Raw genomic sequence first — 16,938 nt, 5'->3', positions numbered from 1 at the left:
GAACCTCCATGCCGATGAACCAAACGACTCCCAGGCTAGTGCCGGCTTTTCTAGGGTGCCTGCTCCTCCTCAATCTGGCACAGGCCGCTTTTACCGAATTGCTTTACGACGAGGCCTATTACTGGTACTATGCCCAAAATATCTCCTGGGGGTATTTCGACCACCCGCCCATGGTGGCCTGGATGATTGCCCTGGGAAGCAACCTGATCCCCGGGGAACTCGGCGTACGGGTGGTCAGCGTGTTGATGGGTGTCGGGACCCTGTTCCTCCTCTGGTTGCTCATCGATGCCCCCGGGAAACGCGAAAACCCCGCCCGGGTGCTGCTTTGGTTTCTCTCCATTACGCTGTTGCACGCCTACGGCTTTCTGAGCCTGCCGGATACCCCCCTGCTGTTCTTTACGGCCCTCTTCCTGCTGGCCTACCGGTATTTCCTGAGAAGTCCGGGAATGGTCCCTGCAGTGGGCCTGGGGCTCGTGATGGCCGCCCTGATGTACAGTAAGTACCACGCGGCCCTGGTGATACTCTTTGTGCTGCTATCCAACCTGAAGCTCCTGAGGTCCGGGTATGCCTGGCTCGCCCTGGCGGTTTCCCTGCTGGCCTACTTTCCGCACCTCTACTGGCTCTACGAGCAGGAATTCGTCTCCGTGCGTTACCACCTCTTTGAGCGGCCCAACCAACCGTACAGCTTTTCGAAATTTACCGCCGGGTATTTTTTAAACCTCATCGCCCTGTTCGGCCTGACCTTCCCATGGGCCTACCTGAGCCTTTGGAAATACCGACCCACCGATACGTTTCGCCGCTCCCTGAAATTTGTGGCCTGGGGAATCTTCCTGTTCTTCCTCTTCTCCAGTTTCCAGCGCCGTATTCAGACCCAGTGGCTCATCGCCGCCTGCATCCCGATGGCCGTTCTGGTAGCGGAAACCCTGTTGACACACCCGGCCACAGGCAAATGGGTCGCCCGGGCCTCCATCGCCAACATCGCCGTACTGCTTTTCCTCCGTATCGGCCTGGCCTATGAACCCCTGTTCCCGGTGCCTTTTGAAGCCCACGGGAACAAAGCCTGGGTGGCCAGCCTGCAGGAAGTGGCCGACGGGAATCCGGTGGTGTTCGAAAACTCCTACCGCCAGGCTTCCATGTACCGTTTTTACTCCGGGGAGACGGCCTTTAGCCTGAACAACGCCTATTACCGGAAGAACCAGTACTCCATCGACGATTCCGAAGCCCGGGTACAGGGCCGGCGGGTATTTTTTATCCGGGTAATCGACCGGGAGACGCCCTATTACTACACCGACCAGGCAGGCGAAAAAAAATACGGCACCTTCCTGGACCCGTTTACCTCTTACCGCAAACTCGAGGCGGGGACGCGGCCGGAAAACGCCTATCGCCCCGGGGACACCGGTACTTTCTGGTTGTACAACCCATACGCCCGGCCGGTTCCCCTGGCCGGGCTCAAATTCGGGATCGCCCTGATGGATCCCTATAAGGAAACCCAGTCCATCGTCGGTGTCCGGCCGGATGACACCAACAGCCTCCCCGAGATGCTGGCGCCGGCCGACAGCGTATCGTTCCGGTTCCGGTATCAGGACCACAAGGGGGAAGCACCTACATATATCCGCGCGGTTGCCGGGGTGCCGGGCCTGGTATTCGGACTCAATGGGAACAGCCAAAAAGTCGATCGCTGATGGAACCTGTCGAACGGTATATCGCTTCGAATGACTGGATCACGGCCCTGCTCCTCCTCGGGCTGATTGCCCTGGTATTCGCCCGCAGTATGTTCTACAGCCGCTTCGAGAATTTTATCATCCTGCCCTTTAACAATAAATACGTGGTGCTCTACAACAAAAAGGGGCGCCTGCTGAGCGGTTTCCACATCGCCATGTGTGTGTTCCAACTCCTGAACCTGGCCCTGTTTGCCTACCTGGCCGGGTTGGCCTTCGATGGGGAAATGCGGTGGGGTACCCGCTTCATCTTCCCGGTGATCCTCGGGGGCCTCCTGGTTTTTACGCTGCTGAAAGTCGGGGCGCAACTCCTTGCTGGCTACCTGTTTGAGTCGGAGCAACTGGCGGCATCCATGGTCTTCAGCAAGCTGAGTTATCTGAATTACAGCGCCCTGATACTATTTGCCGCCAACCTGCTGCTCACCTACCTGACCCCCCAGTCCCAGGTGGTTGCAGGCATCGGATTATTCCTGTTAATAACCATTAATGCCATCGGTTGGATCTCCGTGCTGAAAATTCATCAAAAGGTAATAGCATCGCAGTTTTTCTATTTTATTTTGTACCTTTGCGCACTTGAAATTTCCCCCTTTCTAATCATCTCAGGATTGCTAAAAGCTTGATTCTATGAAGGTAAAGACGATTCTGGTTTCACAACCGGAACCAAAAATGGAGAATAGCCCGTATTCCAGGCTCATTGAAAAGGAAAAAGTTAAAGTAGATTTCAGACCGTTTATCCATGTGGAAGGGGTAGATGCCAAAGCCGTCCGACAGCAAAAGATCGATATTTCCAAGTACACGGCCATCATCCTGACAAGCCGGAATTCCGTAGACCATTTTTTCCGGATTGCAGAGGAAATGCGCTTTAAGGTGCCGGATACTATGAAGTACTTCTGCCAGTCCGAGGCGGTGGCTTATTACCTCCAGAAATACGTGGTTTACCGCAAGCGGAAAATCTATGTCGGGAAGCGCAATTTCGTAGACCTGCTCCCGCTTTTCAAGAAATACAAGGACGAGGTGTACCTGCTGCCCTCTTCGGATGTGCTTAAGCCCCAGGTGCCGGAAACCCTGGACCAGGCCGGCATCAACTGGACCCGCGGCATCTTTTACCGCACCGTAATCAGCGACCTGTCGGACCTGAGGAATGTCTACTACGACATCCTGGTGTTCTTCAGCCCGTCGGGCATTGAATCCCTGCTGAAGAACTTCCCGGACTTTGAACAGAACAACACCCGGATCGCTGTCTTCGGCAACTCCACCATCAATGCCGCCACGGACGCAGGGCTCCGCATCGACATCAAGGCCCCGACGCCCGAAACCCCGTCCATGACGATGGCCCTCCAGAAGTATATCAACGACGTCAACAAGAAATAAGCCGGGCTGTATTCAGCAATACCCCGAAACAATAAAGGCTGCCGGTTTTGGCAGCCTTTTTTTATTGCAGTGATTTCTCATTGGGAAGCGGCAGGCACCGCCTTCCTGCCTCCCGGGCGGAGGAAGGGTCAAAATGCGTATCGCTGCGGCCCGCCCCGGCGGATTTCCTCTGTGGCGTACTGCTCAAATTTCTTGAAGTTTTCCCGGAAGGCATTTGTGAGCTTGAAGGCCATCGTGTAATAGGCTTTATCGTCGTTCCAGGTAGCCCGCGGACTCAGGACCTCCGTGGGCACCCCCGGGCACTTACGCGGCTGGGCTACCCCAAATACGGAGTGAATGTGGTAGGTATCATAGGTGTACAGCCCCAACTGGCCACTCAGGGCCGCGTGGATCATCGCCCGGGTATACTTGAGCTTCATCCGGCTACCAACCCCGTATGGCCCACCTGTCCAGCCGGTATTCACCAACCAGACATTTGTGCCGGCCTCCTGCATCTTCCGGCTGAGCATCTCGGCATACACCGTTGGGTGCAGCGGCATAAAAGGTGCCCCGAAACAGGCGGAAAACGAAGGGACCGGTTCGTCCACACCCGCTTCGGTACCCGCCACCTTGGCCGTATAACCCGATATAAAATGGTAGGCAGCCTGGGCCGGTGTGAGCCGGGAGATGGGCGGGATCACCCCAAAGGCATCGGCGGTCAGGAAAAAGATGTGCCGGGGATTCTTTCCCACAGAGGGTTCCTGCCGGTTCTCAATGTGGTGAATCGGATAGCTCACGCGGGTGTTCTGGGTAATGCTCGTATCCGAGTAATCGACCTCACCGTCCGGGTTGAGCCGGACGTTCTCCAGGATGGCCCCTTTCCGGATGGCCTGGTAGATTTCGGGCTCGCTTTCCGAAGAGAGGTTGATGACCTTGGCATAACAACCCCCTTCAAAATTAAAGATCTTGTTGTCCGGGGTCCATCCGTGCTCGTCATCCCCGATGAGCTTCCGCGTGGGATCCGTTGACAGGGTGGTCTTTCCCGTGCCGGACAGGCCAAAAAAGATGGCAGTTTCCCCGGATTCCCCCACGTTTGCCGAGCAGTGCATGGGCAGCGTATCCCGGAAAACCGGGAGGATAAAATTCAATGCCGAAAAAATTCCCTTCTTGATTTCCCCGGTATACCCTGTTCCGCCGATCAACGCCACCTTGCGGCTGAAATTCAGTATGGCAAAATTGTGCTGCCGCGTCCCGTCCACCGCCGGGTCGGCCTTAAAACCAGGGGCATTGATTACCGTCCACTCCGGGTCGAACCCCTTGAGTTCCCCGGCCTCCGGTCGGATAAACATGTTGTATACAAAAAGGTTGGACCACGGGTACTCGTTGACCACGCGGATTCCCATCCGGTATTCCGGGTCCGCGCATGCAAAACAATCCCGCACATACACCTCCCGGTCGCTCAGGTAACTGACTACTTTGTCGTAGAGCCGGTCAAAGGCCGCAGGTTCAAACGGAATATTGATATCCCCCCACCATACCCGGTCCGCGGTGATGTCGTCTTTTACGATAAAGCGGTCCTTGGGGGAGCGGCCCGTAAACTCGCCTGTTTCCACTGCAAGCGCTCCGGAATCCGCTTCCCGTCCCATGCCTTTTTCAATGGTGATTCGGTGCAATTCGTCTGCCGGCAATTGATAGTGTACCGTGTCTGAGGTAATTCCGTACGCTTTCAACGAAATCGATTTCGTCTGCGAGGTGGATGTACTCATAGAAATTGAATTTATGTTAGTTTAATTCATTGCAAATGTAAGGTGCCCGGCTAAGGGCAGAAAACTTATCTGCCGGTTAACCGGAAAACTCGGTAAAGCAGTAATCCCCAGCCTGTAAGGAGGAGGAGCCCCCCTACCGGGGTTACCCAGCCGATGGAACTGAAATCCCAGCCGGTGATCCCCGAAGTGCTCAGCAGGTAGATCGAAAATGAAAAGCAGAGGGTGCCGCCCAGGATAAACCGGAAAGTCCATTTTCGCGTTCCTTCCCCCAGGGTGCGCTCCACCCCGAGAAACAAGAGAAAGAGGGCGTGGTACATTTGGTACCGGACACCCGTCTGAAAACTCTCCAGGGCGACGGGTTCCAACTGCTCCCGGAGTGCGTGCGCGCCCAGGGCGCCCAGGGCCACGCCTGTGAGTCCGAGGGCCGCCCCGGCAATAACAATTGTTTTGTTCACAACTATACCTCGCTATTTTTTTACAAATGTAACAATTTGATACCTTCGTATTTCTCAAACACCAAACAGATTCTCATGTCAAAACAAATCCTGGTGGTTGGGGCTGGCAAATCCTCATCCTACCTGCTGCATTACCTCCTCGGCAAGTCTGGCGAAAAAGACCTCCGGCTGGTGATTGCCGATAAACACCCCGATCAGCTCCCCAAAGCGGTGAGCGATCATCCCAGAACCGAAATAGTCTCCCTGGACATCGCCCGGGCGGAAGCGCGCCGCAAAGCGGTCGGCGCGTCTGATATCGTTATTTCCATGCTTCCGGCCGCCCTGCATATCGACATTGCCCGGGATTGCCTGGAATTCGGGAAGCACCTGGTCACCGCCTCGTATATCAGCCCGCAAATGCGGGAACTGGATTCCGAAGTTCGCAAAAAAGGCCTCGTTTTTATGAACGAGATTGGCCTGGACCCCGGCATCGACCACATGAGCGCCATGCAGGTCATCGACCGGATCAAATCCCGGGGGGGCAAAATCCTCCTGTTCGAATCTTTTACCGGCGGGTTGGTCTCCCCCCAGAGCGATACAAACCTCTGGAACTACAAATTTACCTGGAATCCCCGAAATGTGGTAGTGGCGGGCCAGGGGGGTGCGGCCAAATTCAAGCAGGAAGGCACCTACAAGTACATCCCGTACCACAAACTTTTCCGGCGGACCGAATTTCTTGAAATCGAAGGGTACGGCACATTCGAGGCCTACGCAAACCGGGACTCCCTCAGCTACCGGGAAGATTACGGCCTGCAGGATGCCCTCACGCTCTACCGGGGGACCATGCGGCGGGTGGGGTTCTCCCGCGCGTGGAACATCTTTGTGCAGCTCGGCATGACCGACGACAGCTACCGGATTGAAAATTCCCGGGGGATGTCCTACCGGGATTTTACGAACCTGTTCCTTCCCTATTCCCCTACGGATTCGGTGGAACTCAAACTCCGGCACTACCTGAAAATCGATCAGGACGATATCATCTGGGGCAAGCTGCTGGAGATCCACCTCTTTGACCGGGACCGAACCATCACCCTGGAGAATGCAACGCCGGCCCAGATCCTGCAGGAAATCCTGGAGGCCAGCTGGACGCTGGGGCCCGACGACCGGGATATGATCGTCATGTACCATAAATTTGGCTACCAGCTGGATGGCAGGAAGCACCAACTCGACTCGAATATGGTGGTGCTCGGGGAAAACAAGCGCCTGACAGCCATGTCCAAGACGGTCGGGCTGCCCGTGGCGATGGCCACCCTGCTGATCCTGGAGGGCACCTATGATACCCCCGGGGTGCAGATCCCGAAAGACCCCGGTATTTACGAGCCCGTACTGGCAGAACTGGCGGCAAACGGCATCGCCTTCCGGGAGTACGATGTCCCCTATTTGGGATACAATCCGGATTCGGTGGCTAGCTGAGGCCGGGTGCCCTACCCGCGGTTGGACACATGCACTCTGTATAATTATGGTATCTTTAAGGTTCCAACACCTGTAGGCGCATGAAATCTACCAATGGGAACCTGCATATCGACGGGATCGACAAGAAAATCCTCAGATACCTGATGGAGGATGCCCGGAAACCCATACTCGAAATTGCACGGAATATCGGGATTTCGGGTGCCGCCATCCACCAGCGCCTTCGCAAACTCGAAAAATCCGGCCTGCTCACCGGTTCCAAGTTCGTTATCAACCCCCGGGTGCTGGGCTATACCACCATGGCGTACATCGGCATTTTCCTGGACAAGGCCATGAGCAACCCCTATGCGGTACGGGAACTCGAAAAAATCCCGGAAGTGCTCGAATGCCATTACACCACCGGCAACTGGTCCATCCTGATCAAGGTACTCTGCCGCGACAACGAACACCTCATGCACCTGCTGAATAAAAAAATCCAGCAAATTGAAGGGGTGTCCCGAACGGAGACCTTCATTTCGCTGGATCAGCAAATCGACCGTCAGATCAGTATCTGACCGTAATACCTCAATCCCTTCCGCCAAATACCTGCAGCCCCCAATAGACCAGGGTGGCCAGGGAACCGATGGCTGCTACCAGGTAGGTTCGCGCCGCCCATTTTAGGGCATCTTCGGATCCTTTGTACTCGTCCGGGGTAACCATGTTTTTTTGTTTCAGCCAGGCGAGTGCGCGGTTACTGGCATCGTATTCCACAGGGAGGGTGATAAAGCTGAACAGCGTAGCCAGGCCCATCATAATCAGGCCCGCCACGGCGATGTAAAAGCCCATCCCGGCACCCGAAGCGGCCCCCAGGATCAACCCGCCAAACACCACCCACATGGACAGCCCGGAAGTGATACTCACCACGGGGACCAGGCGGGAACGCAACGTCAGCCACTCATAGGCCTGGGCATGCTGGACGGCGTGTCCGCATTCGTGGGCGGCTACTGCGGCAGCGGCAGCATTTCGCTGGCTATAGACGCCCTCGCTCAGGTTCACCGTCTTGTTCCTCGGGTTGTAGTGGTCGGTGAGCATCCCGGAAGCACTCACCACCTTAACATCCCGGATACCGTGGTCCGCCAGCATCTTTTCCGCAATTTCGGCCCCGCTCATCCCATTGCGCAATTGCACCTTGGAATAATGGCGGAATTTTGATTTCAGTTTATTGCTGACCAGCCAGCTCACCAGGGCAATGGCGCCGATCAGTATATAATATCCCATCATGGTCTTGTAACTTTAATGTTCTAAATGTATCACTTCTACAGCAAAAATCCGGCCATACCAGCCGGATCCGCGCATTGCAATTCCAAATGGGTTAAAACTGACAGAATGTACTGTCAGACCAGGACACGGGCACTCAGGTCGAAGGCCTCGCTGATTTCCGAATAGACTACCTGCCCATCTACGATATTCAGCCCTTTTTTCAGGGATGCATCGGCGGCACAGGCGGCCTCCCAGCCTTTGTTGGCCAGGTTCAGCACATAGGGGAGGGTAACGTTGGTCAACGCCAGAGTGGACGTATAGGGTACCGCTCCCGGCATGTTCGCGACGCAGTAATGCACCACGTCGTCGACAATATATTCCGGGTTCTCGTGGGTAGTGGGCCGGGTAGTCTCCACACAGCCCCCCTGGTCTACGGCCACGTCCACAATGACCGTCCCCGGCCGCATGCAGCGAAGCATGTCCCGGGTGATGAGCTTCGGGGCCCGGGCCCCCTTGAGGAGGACGCCGCCCACGATGAGGTCGTGCGTCCGGATATGCTTGCGGATGTTGTATTCATTGGAATATTCGGTGACCACATGGCTGGGCATTACGTCGTTGACGTACCGCAGCCGTTTCATGTTGATATCGAGCATGGTTACGTGGGCCCCGAGGCCTGCTGCCATTTTGGCCGCCTGGATCCCCACGGTACCGGCGCCGAGCACGAGGACCCGCCCCGGGGGCACCCCGGGCACCCCGCCCAGAAGCACGCCGCGTCCCTTCTTGGGCTTCTCCAGGTATTTGGCCCCCTGCTGGATGGCCATCCGCCCGGCCACCTCGGACATGGGCGTGAGCAGCGGCAGCGTCCCGTCCGAATCCTCGACGGTCTCATAGGCAATACAAACGGCCCGGCTGTCGATCATCGCCTGGGTGAGCCGCTGGCTGGAGGCGAAGTGGAAATAGGTGAAAACCACCTGGCCCTTCTGCACCATGTCGTATTCCTCCCGGATAGGCTCCTTGACCTTGACGATCATCTCGCTCAGGGTATACACCTGACCGATGGTATCCAGGATATGCGCCCCGACTTTTTTGTAATCATCGTCCGAGAAACCGCTTCCCGCCCCGGCACCCGATTGCACGTGTACCGTATGCCCGTTGTGGACCAGTTCCATGACGCCGGCCGGCGTCATCCCGACCCGGCTCTCGTTGTTTTTAATCTCTTTTGGGATCCCGATAATCATTTGTCGCTTGATTGGTTGCTATACAACAAAGATGTAGTAAAAAATTGAATGCAAACCAATTTTTCGACAAAACAAGGGGGTTGGCCTGTCAAAAAGCAAGTGTTTTTCATGTTGACCCCCTATTTTTTTGGGGGTAACAACTATTTATTAAATATTATTAACGACACACCCCTATCCGACGATGTTGACAATTTTGCCGGGCACGACGATGACCTTTTTGGGGGTCCGGCCCGCGAGTTGCTGCCGGGTTTTTTCGTTGGCCAGCACGGTCTTTTCGATTTCCTCCTTGCTCATATCCAGGGGGAGTTCCAGGGTGAAGCGCATTTTACCGTTGAAGGAAATGGGGTATTCCTTGCTGCTCTCTATCAGGTACTTCTCGTCGTAAACCGGATAGGGTTCCCGCGCCACGGATTCCGAGTGCCCCAATTGATGCCAGAGTTCCTCGGCCATGTGGGGCGCGTAGGGCTCAATGAGCACCACCAGCGGTTCCAGCACGGCGCGAGACCGGCAGTTGCTCGCGGTTAGTTCGTTGGCGCAAATCATAAACGTGGAGACGGACGTGTTGAAGGAGAAGGCCTCGATGTCCTCGGTTACCTTTTTGATGGTCTTGTGCAGCGTTTTCAGGTCTGCCGCGGAGGGCGTGTCATCCAATACCTCAAAGGTGCGGTCCGGCCCCTGGTGGAAAAGGCGCCAGAATTTTTTCAGAAAACCATACACCCCGCTAAGGCCGGCCGTGTTCCAGGGTTTGGACTGTTCCAGGGGCCCGAGGAACATCTCGTACATCCGCAGCGCATCCGCCCCGTACTCCTCGCAGATCTCGTCCGGGTTGACGACATTGTACTTGGACTTGGACATTTTCTCAACTTCTCGATCCACGTAGAATTCCCCGTCTTCCCCAACAAATTCCGCGTCTTCATATTGGGGCTGCCACTCTTTCAGGCCAGCCAGGTCCAGCGCATCGGATGCATTCACCAGACCGACGTCCACGCGTATGGCATCTGTCGCTTCACGATCCGCCAGTCCTTTGCTGAGATATGTCTGCGTGCCGCTTTTGCGGTACATCAGCGCACTCGTGCCGAGGATCATCCCCTGGTTGATCAGCTTTTGGGCATATTCGTCTTTGGGCACCCAGCCGCGATCGAACATAAATTTTTGCCAGAACCGCGAGTACAGCAGGTGGCCCGTGGCGTGTTCGCTTCCGCCTATGTACAGGTCCACGTCCTCCCAATAGCCGATAGCTTCTTCAGAGACCAGGGCCTGGTCGTTGCCCGGGTCCATGTACCGGTTGAAGTACTGGGAACTTCCCGCCCAACCCGGCATGGTGTTTAATTCCAGCGGGAACACGGTTTTGCGGTCTATCCGGGAATTCTCCACCACGGCTTCCTTTTCGGTATCCCAGGCCCATCGGGTGGCGTTCCCCAGTGGGGGTTCCCCGGTTTCCGTGGGCAGGTATTTTTCCACTTCGGGCAGTTCCAGAGGGAGGCAGTGCTCCGGCAACAGGCGGGGCAACCCGTCTGCGTCGTAGTATACGGGGAATGGTTCCCCCCAGTATCGCTGCCGGCTGAATACCGCGTCGCGCAGGCGGTAGTTGATGGTCCCTCTGCCCAGGCCTTTTTCCTCCAGGGCGTCGACCACCTTCCGGGTGGCGGCTTCCCGCCCCAGGCCGCTGATAAAACCGGATTGGGCAATCACCACCCCGTCCTTCTCTTCATAAGCCCCCTCTTCCAGGGACACCCCCTCAAAGATATTCGGGATGGGCAGCTCGAAATGTTTCGCAAAATCGTAGTCCCGCTGGTCCCCGCAAGGCACCGACATCACCGCCCCGGTACCGTATCCTGCCAGCACGTAATCCCCGATCCAGACCGGCACGGGCTCCCCGGTGAGGGGATGGGCCGCATAGGCCCCGGTAAAGGCCCCGGATACGGTTTTCACATCCGCCATGCGGTCGCGTTCCGAACGGCGGGAAGTGGCTTCGATATACGCCTGCACTTCCTCCTGCTGCTCCGGGGTGGTGATCCGTCCCACCAGCTCGTGCTCGGGCGCCAGCGTCATAAAGCTCACCCCGAAGATCGTATCGGGCCGGGTGGTGAATACCTCAATGTCGAAGGATTCGGCCTGATGGGCGTTTGGCACGGTTTTAAAAATCACCGAAGCCCCGACCGAGCGGCCGATCCAGTTTGTCTGGGCATCCTTCAGGGGCTGGGGCCAGTCAATTTCGTCCAACCCGTCCAGCAGCCGCTGGGCATAGGCGGTAATCCGCATCATCCACTGGGTCATCTTTTTGCGCACCACCGGGAAGCCCCCCCGTTCGGATACCCCGTTGACCACTTCGTCATTGGCGAGTACCGTCCCCAATTCCGGGCACCAGTTTACCTCTGCCTCGGCCAGGTAGGTAAGCCGGTACTTCAACAGCATGCGCTGTTGGTCCGCCCGGTCAAAACCCTGCCAGTCGGACGCGGAAAATTCCGGTGTGTCCGCATCGCATACCGCATCCACGGCGGCGTTCCCCCCGGATTCAAAGCGATCGACAAGCTCCCGGATGGGCCGTGCCTTATCGGTCTCCCGGTCGTACCAGGAATCGAAAAGCTGCATAAAGACCCACTGGGTCCACCGGTAGTACCCCGGGTTCGAAGTCCGCACCTCGCGGCTCCAGTCGTAGGAGAATCCCAGGGCATCCAACTGCTCCCTGTAACGGGCGATATTCGCCTCCGTGGTGATGGCCGGGTGCTGGCCGGTCTGGATGGCGTATTGTTCGGCCGGCAACCCAAAGGAATCATACCCCATGGGCTGTAGTACGTTGTAACCCTGGTGCCTTTTGAAACGCGAATAGATGTCGCAGGCGATGTAGCCCAGCGGGTGGCCGACATGTAATCCCGCGCCCGAGGGATACGGGAACATCGTCAGCGCATAGAACTTGGGATTATCGGAAGGGAACTCCGCTTGAAACGTCTGGTTATCGGCCCAATATTGCTGCCACCGGGACTCGATTTCCTTAAAATTGTACTGCATGTCTCAGGGGTAAACCAACCGGGGCGGAACCCCCGGTCATTAATTTGCGCAAAAATAAGGGGAATCCGTTTACTTTCCTATTTTTACGGTGAATTGGGCCAGGGCCTGGCGCCGGGTCCGGACCTGCCGGAACCCGTCCGATACAACTGCCCGCCGGTTCCGGTATTCATTGAGCAAGCGCTATGAGCAAGTCTTTTGAACGCTACCAGAAACGGAAGCTGATATCCTCTTATTTTTCGGTGACTCTGAGCATCGGCCTCGTGCTCTTCCTCCTGGGAATACTCGGGCTGCTGGTCCTCAACACCCAGAAACTCGGCGACCATTTCAAGGAACAGATCACGATTTCCGTGTTTTTCCGGGATTCCGCCAAACAGGTGGAAATTGACCAGCTCCAAAAAAGCCTGGTGATGGCGGATTACACCAAATCGGCCGTGTACGTATCCAAGGAGGAAGCCGCCGAATTGCACAGCGAGGAGATCGGCGAGAATTTTATGGAATTCCTCGGGTACAACCCCTTAAAAAACTCCATTGACGTCCAGCTGAATGCCGCGTTTGTCTCCCCGGTACAGGTCGATTCCATCGCCGGGGTCATCGGGGAAAAATCTTTTGTGGAAGAAGTGAGCTACGACCGGCCCACCATCGAATTGCTGAGTGAAAACGTCCAGCGGATCGGGCTGGGCATCCTGGTGGCCTCGGCGGTTTTCACGCTGATCGCCGTGCTGCTCATCAACTCCTCCATCCGGCTTTCGATCTATTCCCGCCGGTTTATCATCAAGACGATGCAAATGGTGGGGGCCACCAAGGCTTTTATCCGCCGGCCGTTTATCGCCACCAGTGTCAAACTCGGGATGATCGGAGCCTGCCTGGCACTTTTGGCACTCTACGGCCTGCTGGTTTACCTGGACGGCAACTTCCCGGAACTGGGGCTGCTGGACGACCTCCCGCAAATCGGGTTGCTCTTTGGGGTCGTTTTCCTGCTCGGCATATTCATTGCCGGAATCAGCACCTTTTTTGCCACGCAGCGCTTCCTGAACCTGCGGACGGACGATTTATATTATTAGGTTCATTACCTTTGTCGCATGAGTAAAAAACACAAATCCCCGGAAAGCCAGAAGCCCAAGCGGGAGTTTATATTCCAGAAGCGAAACTACATACTCATGGCTGTCGGCCTCGGCTTTATCGCCCTCGGCTATATCCTGATGGCGGGCGGGGGCAGCGACGACCCGAACGTCTTTAACCCGGAAATCTTCAGTTTCCGGCGTATCCGCCTGGCGCCTACCCTGGTCCTGATCGGGTTGGGGATTCAGGTCTATGCGATTCTCGCGAACCCCCACAAGAAAAAATCCAGCTAGGATCCTTGGAGCTCATCGATGCCATCCTGCTCGGGATTATCCAGGGACTCACCGAATTCCTCCCCGTATCATCCAGCGGCCACCTGGAACTCGGCAAGGCCCTCCTGGGCGACGATTCCCTGCCTGAAGAAAGCCTGCTTTTTACGGTGGTACTGCATTTTGCCACGGCCCTCAGCACCCTGGTGGTCTATCGCCGGGACGTAGCTGAAATCCTGGGCGGGCTCTTCCAGTTCCGCGACAACGAGGCCACGCGGTTTTCGGCGAAAATTGTGCTGTCCATGGTCCCGGCTGCACTGATCGGTTTCTTTCTGGAGGAACAACTCGAAATGTTTTTCGGGGGCAGCATCGTCTTTGTCGGCTGTATGCTGCTGATTACGGCCTTGCTCCTCTTCCTGGCAGACAGGGCCCGGCAGACCCAGCGGCCCGTTTCATACGTCAATTCCTTTGTAATCGGCATCGCGCAGGCCGTGGCACTGCTCCCCGGCATCTCGCGGAGCGGGGCCACTATCGCCACCAGCGTCCTGCTGGGGGTCGATAAATCGAAGGCTGCCCGTTTTTCCTTCCTGATGGTGGTCCCCCTGATCCTGGGCAAAATCGCCAAGGACCTCCTGGACGGCGGCCTGGTGTTCGAAAGCGGGAATACCGTGCCCGTTGCGGCCGGTTTTGCGGCAGCGTTCCTCTCGGGCCTGCTGGCATGCACCTGGATGATCCGCCTGGTCCGCAACAGCAAACTAACCTATTTTGCCGTATATTGCCTGCTGGCAGGTCTCCTGGCCATCGGGTTGGGAACCTGGCTCGCCGGTTAACCCGGCACCCCCAAAGAACTACAATTGGAATTTAGCAAAGAATCCTACCTAAGCGGTCAGGTCCTGCTGATCGACAAACCGTACGAATGGTCGTCATTCCAGGCGCTGAACGCTGTTAAATGGACGCTCCGGCGCGCTTTTTCCCTCAAGAAAATCAAGGTGGGGCACGCCGGGACCCTGGACCCGCTCGCCACAGGCCTGCTGTTGATCTGCACGGGGAAGGCCACGAAACAAATTGCCGGCCTGCAGGGCCTGCCCAAGGAGTATACCGGGACCATCCGATTGGGCGCAGTCACGGCGTCCTACGACCTGGAGACCCCCCCGGAAGGCACCTACCCCACCGAACATATTACCCCGGAGGCCCTTTTGGAGGCAACCCGGGCCTTTACCGGTGAAATCCGGCAACAACCCCCTGTTTTTTCAGCGATTAAAAAAGACGGCAAGCGGCTCTATGAGTACGCCAGGAAAGGCCAGCAAGTGGATATCCCTACCCGCGTGGTCCGGATCGATGCCTTTGAGCTGACCCGGATTGCGCTGCCCGAAGTGGATTTCCGCGTCACCTGCAGCAAAGGCACCTATATCCGCTCCCTGGCCCATGATTTCGGGCAATTTCTGGGTTCCGGGGCGTATCTTTCTGCATTGAAAAGAACCAAAACGGGTCCGTATTCCGTAAATAAAGCCCATACCCCGGACGCATTCCGGGAAGCATTTCGGGAAAAGGGCTTCGATGTCTGACCCGTTACACGGCACATGGACAACATCGGCGGCCGCAGTATCCGGCGCCGGCATGAAATAAAATACAGAAATAAGGGTTATTAGGATTATGCAGTTGAACCGCAGTCAATTATCGCTTCTCATTACCGGCTTTACGCTGGGAATCGTGGTATTGACCCTGTTCAACATACATCTGGGCAGCGTACAGGCCGAGGAGTACGTAATCGAGATGAGCCTTTCCGAGGAAGACCTGGAGACCCTGGTGGAGGAAGAGCAGGAGGTGGAGGAGACCCAGCAGGCCGACGTCGAAAGCCACATGGCCTTTAACGAGACGGCGAAACCCAGTTTCGGCAATCCCGAACCCCTGAAAACCCTTCAGGAAATCCTCGAGGAGCGCCAGGAACTCTCCGACTCAGACCCCGGTTCCGACCTTTCGGAAGACAACGCAGCATTTTCGGATCACCTCAGGGAACTCGCACAAAAACGGGAAGCTTCCCGGGAGTTGCTGGGGGAAAAGGAGGCTGTAAAAAAAGAGTACACGAATTACCTGAAGGACAAGCGGACTTCCATCTCCTATTCCCTGGTAGACCGCAATGCCTATGAGTTGCCGCCCCCCATCTACACCTGTATCGAAGGGGGTAAAGTGGTGGTCAACATCGAAGTGGACCGCCAGGGGTATGTCACCGATGCACACTTCAACGCGAACAGTTCCTCCACATCGAATGGCTGCCTGGTGGAGAATGCGATCGCCTATGCGCAACGGGCGCGTTTCAGCCCGGCCACCCGGGACGGGCAGAAGGGCTCGATTACCTATCTCTTTATCAGCAAATAAGTTCGCTTGCAGGCCCGGATCGGCCCCGCCGCAGACCCTCCGGCAACAAGCTAGAGCCGGCGTTTCTTGATCATCCCGCCCCGCGTATCGCTAATACGGTGCATCACCACAAAGGCCCCGGGGTCAATTTCATCCAGTTCACGATACAACCTGCTGATTTCCAATCGCGTGATCACCGAAAACACCGCCTCGTAGCTCCGGTGGCCTCCGCTAACCCGGTAACCGCCCCGGGCGGGTAACAGGGTCACCCCGCGCCCGAGTTTCTCGATAAGCATTTCGCGGATTGCGTCGCTTTTCTCCGAAATGATCGTCACCCCGTGATATTCCTCCACCCCGTCTACCACAAAATCGAGCGTTTTGGATGCCGCCAGGTAGGTGAGCATCGAATAGAGGGCCGCTTCCAGGGAGAGCAGGTAGGCGGCCGCGACAAAAATCACGATATTGATCATCACGATTACATCCCCGATTTTCACCCGCAGTTTCTTACTCAGGTAGATGGCCAGGACTTCGGTGCCGTCCAGCACGCCGCCTCCCCGGATGGACAGGCCGATCCCCGCCCCGAGGAAAAAACCGCCAAACACGGAAACGAGCAACGGGTCGTCCGTCACTTCCGGGTACTCGAACAGGGTCAGGGAGACGGCCAGGCCCAGGATGGCCAGGGCGGCCCGCAGCACAAAACCCCGTCCCACCACCCGGTATCCGAAGACCAGGAATGGGATATTTACCAAAACGATGAGCAGGGCGAGGGGTGCGTCCGCCACGCTGGAGATCAACAGGGAGATCCCTGTGGCGCCCCCGTCGATAAACCGGTTGGGCAACAGGAAACTTTCCAGGCCGAAGGCGGCCGAGGCAATCCCCAGCACGATGTAAAAGGTGTCTATCAGGATATTCCGGGCGGTGCGGCTGCGTTGTTTCATGGCGGTTGCGGGTTTGGACTGCGTCGCGAATTTACACTGGCGGGCCGTTAAATGGATACACGGCGGGTCTTTTCTGCAACCCGGAGTATCCGCTGG

At 56.6% G+C, this 16,938-nt stretch carries 16 protein-coding genes; 10 read left to right on the top strand and 6 right to left on the bottom strand.

Annotated features, from left to right (window positions below; genetic code table 11):
• Window positions 1-14 precede the first annotated feature (14 nt).
• Genes RB2501_RS04940 through RB2501_RS04930 form a run of 3 tightly spaced genes read left to right on the top strand, consistent with a single transcriptional unit; the run spans window position 15 to window position 3,089 of the window.
• Window positions 15-1,682, top strand: a complete 1,668-nt coding sequence (locus tag RB2501_RS04940; protein WP_041327507.1) for an ArnT family glycosyltransferase — start codon at window positions 15-17, stop codon at window positions 1,680-1,682.
• Window positions 1,682-2,338, top strand: coding sequence for a DUF4271 domain-containing protein (locus RB2501_RS04935; protein ID WP_015753655.1), 657 nt, complete (start codon window positions 1,682-1,684; stop codon window positions 2,336-2,338). The genes RB2501_RS04940 and RB2501_RS04935 overlap by 1 nt, the downstream gene beginning before the upstream one ends.
• 4 nt (window positions 2,339-2,342) lie before the next feature.
• Window positions 2,343-3,089 (top strand): uroporphyrinogen-III synthase, encoded by a 747-nt coding sequence (locus RB2501_RS04930; protein WP_015753654.1) that lies wholly within the window; start codon window positions 2,343-2,345, stop codon window positions 3,087-3,089.
• Window positions 3,090-3,217: 128 nt separating this feature from the next.
• Here RB2501_RS04930 and pckA read toward each other — a convergent pair whose 3' ends face one another.
• Complete coding sequence (pckA, locus tag RB2501_RS04925) at window positions 3,218-4,834, bottom strand: phosphoenolpyruvate carboxykinase (ATP) (protein WP_015753653.1); 1,617 nt, start codon at window positions 4,832-4,834, stop codon at window positions 3,218-3,220.
• Between the two features lie 65 nt (window positions 4,835-4,899).
• Window positions 4,900-5,289 (bottom strand): DUF423 domain-containing protein, encoded by a 390-nt coding sequence (locus RB2501_RS04920; protein ID WP_015753652.1) that lies wholly within the window; start codon window positions 5,287-5,289, stop codon window positions 4,900-4,902.
• A gap of 75 nt (window positions 5,290-5,364) precedes the next feature.
• Between RB2501_RS04920 and RB2501_RS04915 the strand changes: the two genes are divergently transcribed.
• Window positions 5,365-6,738 carry a saccharopine dehydrogenase family protein gene (locus RB2501_RS04915; RefSeq protein WP_015753651.1) on the top strand — a complete coding sequence of 458 codons (1,374 nt, stop codon included), beginning with the start codon at window positions 5,365-5,367 and terminating at the stop codon, window positions 6,736-6,738.
• 80 nt (window positions 6,739-6,818) lie between these two features.
• The gene (locus tag RB2501_RS04910; RefSeq protein WP_015753650.1) at window positions 6,819-7,289 is read left to right on the top strand and encodes an Lrp/AsnC ligand binding domain-containing protein; all 471 of its coding nucleotides are present in this window, start codon (window positions 6,819-6,821) and stop codon (window positions 7,287-7,289) included.
• Window positions 7,290-7,299: 10 nt separating this feature from the next.
• On the opposite strand, the gene RB2501_RS04905 is transcribed toward RB2501_RS04910, so the two are convergent.
• The 3 genes from RB2501_RS04905 to leuS form a co-directional block, all read right to left on the bottom strand.
• Window positions 7,300-7,995, bottom strand: a complete 696-nt coding sequence (locus tag RB2501_RS04905) for a zinc metallopeptidase (protein WP_041326998.1) — start codon at window positions 7,993-7,995, stop codon at window positions 7,300-7,302.
• 113 nt (window positions 7,996-8,108) lie between these two features.
• On the bottom strand, window positions 8,109-9,212 hold the full coding sequence (gene ald, locus RB2501_RS04900) for an alanine dehydrogenase (RefSeq protein WP_015753648.1): 1,104 nt from the start codon (window positions 9,210-9,212) through the stop codon (window positions 8,109-8,111).
• Window positions 9,213-9,383: 171 nt separating this feature from the next.
• Entirely contained in the window at window positions 9,384-12,221 is a 2,838-nt protein-coding gene (gene leuS, locus RB2501_RS04895; RefSeq protein ID WP_015753647.1) for a leucine--tRNA ligase, read from the bottom strand.
• A 182-nt stretch (window positions 12,222-12,403) separates the two neighbouring features.
• Between leuS and RB2501_RS04890 the strand changes: the two genes are divergently transcribed.
• The 5 genes from RB2501_RS04890 to RB2501_RS04870 all read left to right on the top strand — a co-directional run bounded on the left by RB2501_RS04890 (window position 12,404) and on the right by RB2501_RS04870 (window position 15,925).
• Window positions 12,404-13,282 carry a cell division protein FtsX gene (locus tag RB2501_RS04890; RefSeq protein WP_015753645.1) on the top strand — a complete coding sequence of 293 codons (879 nt, stop codon included), beginning with the start codon at window positions 12,404-12,406 and terminating at the stop codon, window positions 13,280-13,282.
• Window positions 13,283-13,300: 18 nt separating this feature from the next.
• Window positions 13,301-13,573 carry a DUF3098 domain-containing protein gene (locus RB2501_RS04885; protein ID WP_015753644.1) on the top strand — a complete coding sequence of 91 codons (273 nt, stop codon included), beginning with the start codon at window positions 13,301-13,303 and terminating at the stop codon, window positions 13,571-13,573.
• Window positions 13,574-13,578: 5 nt separating this feature from the next.
• Window positions 13,579-14,379, top strand: coding sequence for an undecaprenyl-diphosphate phosphatase (locus RB2501_RS04880; RefSeq protein ID WP_015753643.1), 801 nt, complete (start codon window positions 13,579-13,581; stop codon window positions 14,377-14,379).
• Between the two features lie 24 nt (window positions 14,380-14,403).
• Window positions 14,404-15,114, top strand: coding sequence for a tRNA pseudouridine(55) synthase TruB (truB, locus tag RB2501_RS04875; protein WP_015753642.1), 711 nt, complete (start codon window positions 14,404-14,406; stop codon window positions 15,112-15,114).
• 88 nt (window positions 15,115-15,202) lie between these two features.
• Window positions 15,203-15,925 (top strand): TonB family protein, encoded by a 723-nt coding sequence (locus RB2501_RS04870; RefSeq protein WP_015753641.1) that lies wholly within the window; start codon window positions 15,203-15,205, stop codon window positions 15,923-15,925.
• Window positions 15,926-15,975: 50 nt separating this feature from the next.
• Here the strand turns inward: RB2501_RS04870 and RB2501_RS04865 are convergent, their stop codons facing one another.
• Window positions 15,976-16,842, bottom strand: a complete 867-nt coding sequence (locus tag RB2501_RS04865) for a YitT family protein (RefSeq protein ID WP_015753640.1) — start codon at window positions 16,840-16,842, stop codon at window positions 15,976-15,978.
• Window positions 16,843-16,938 lie beyond the last annotated feature (96 nt).

Origin of the sequence: Robiginitalea biformata HTCC2501 (assembly GCF_000024125.1) — a bacterium.
GTDB lineage: Bacteria > Bacteroidota > Bacteroidia > Flavobacteriales > Flavobacteriaceae > Robiginitalea > Robiginitalea biformata.
The sequence above is the reverse complement of the archived record's forward strand: the minus strand, read 5'-3'. Positions and strand labels throughout refer to the sequence as shown.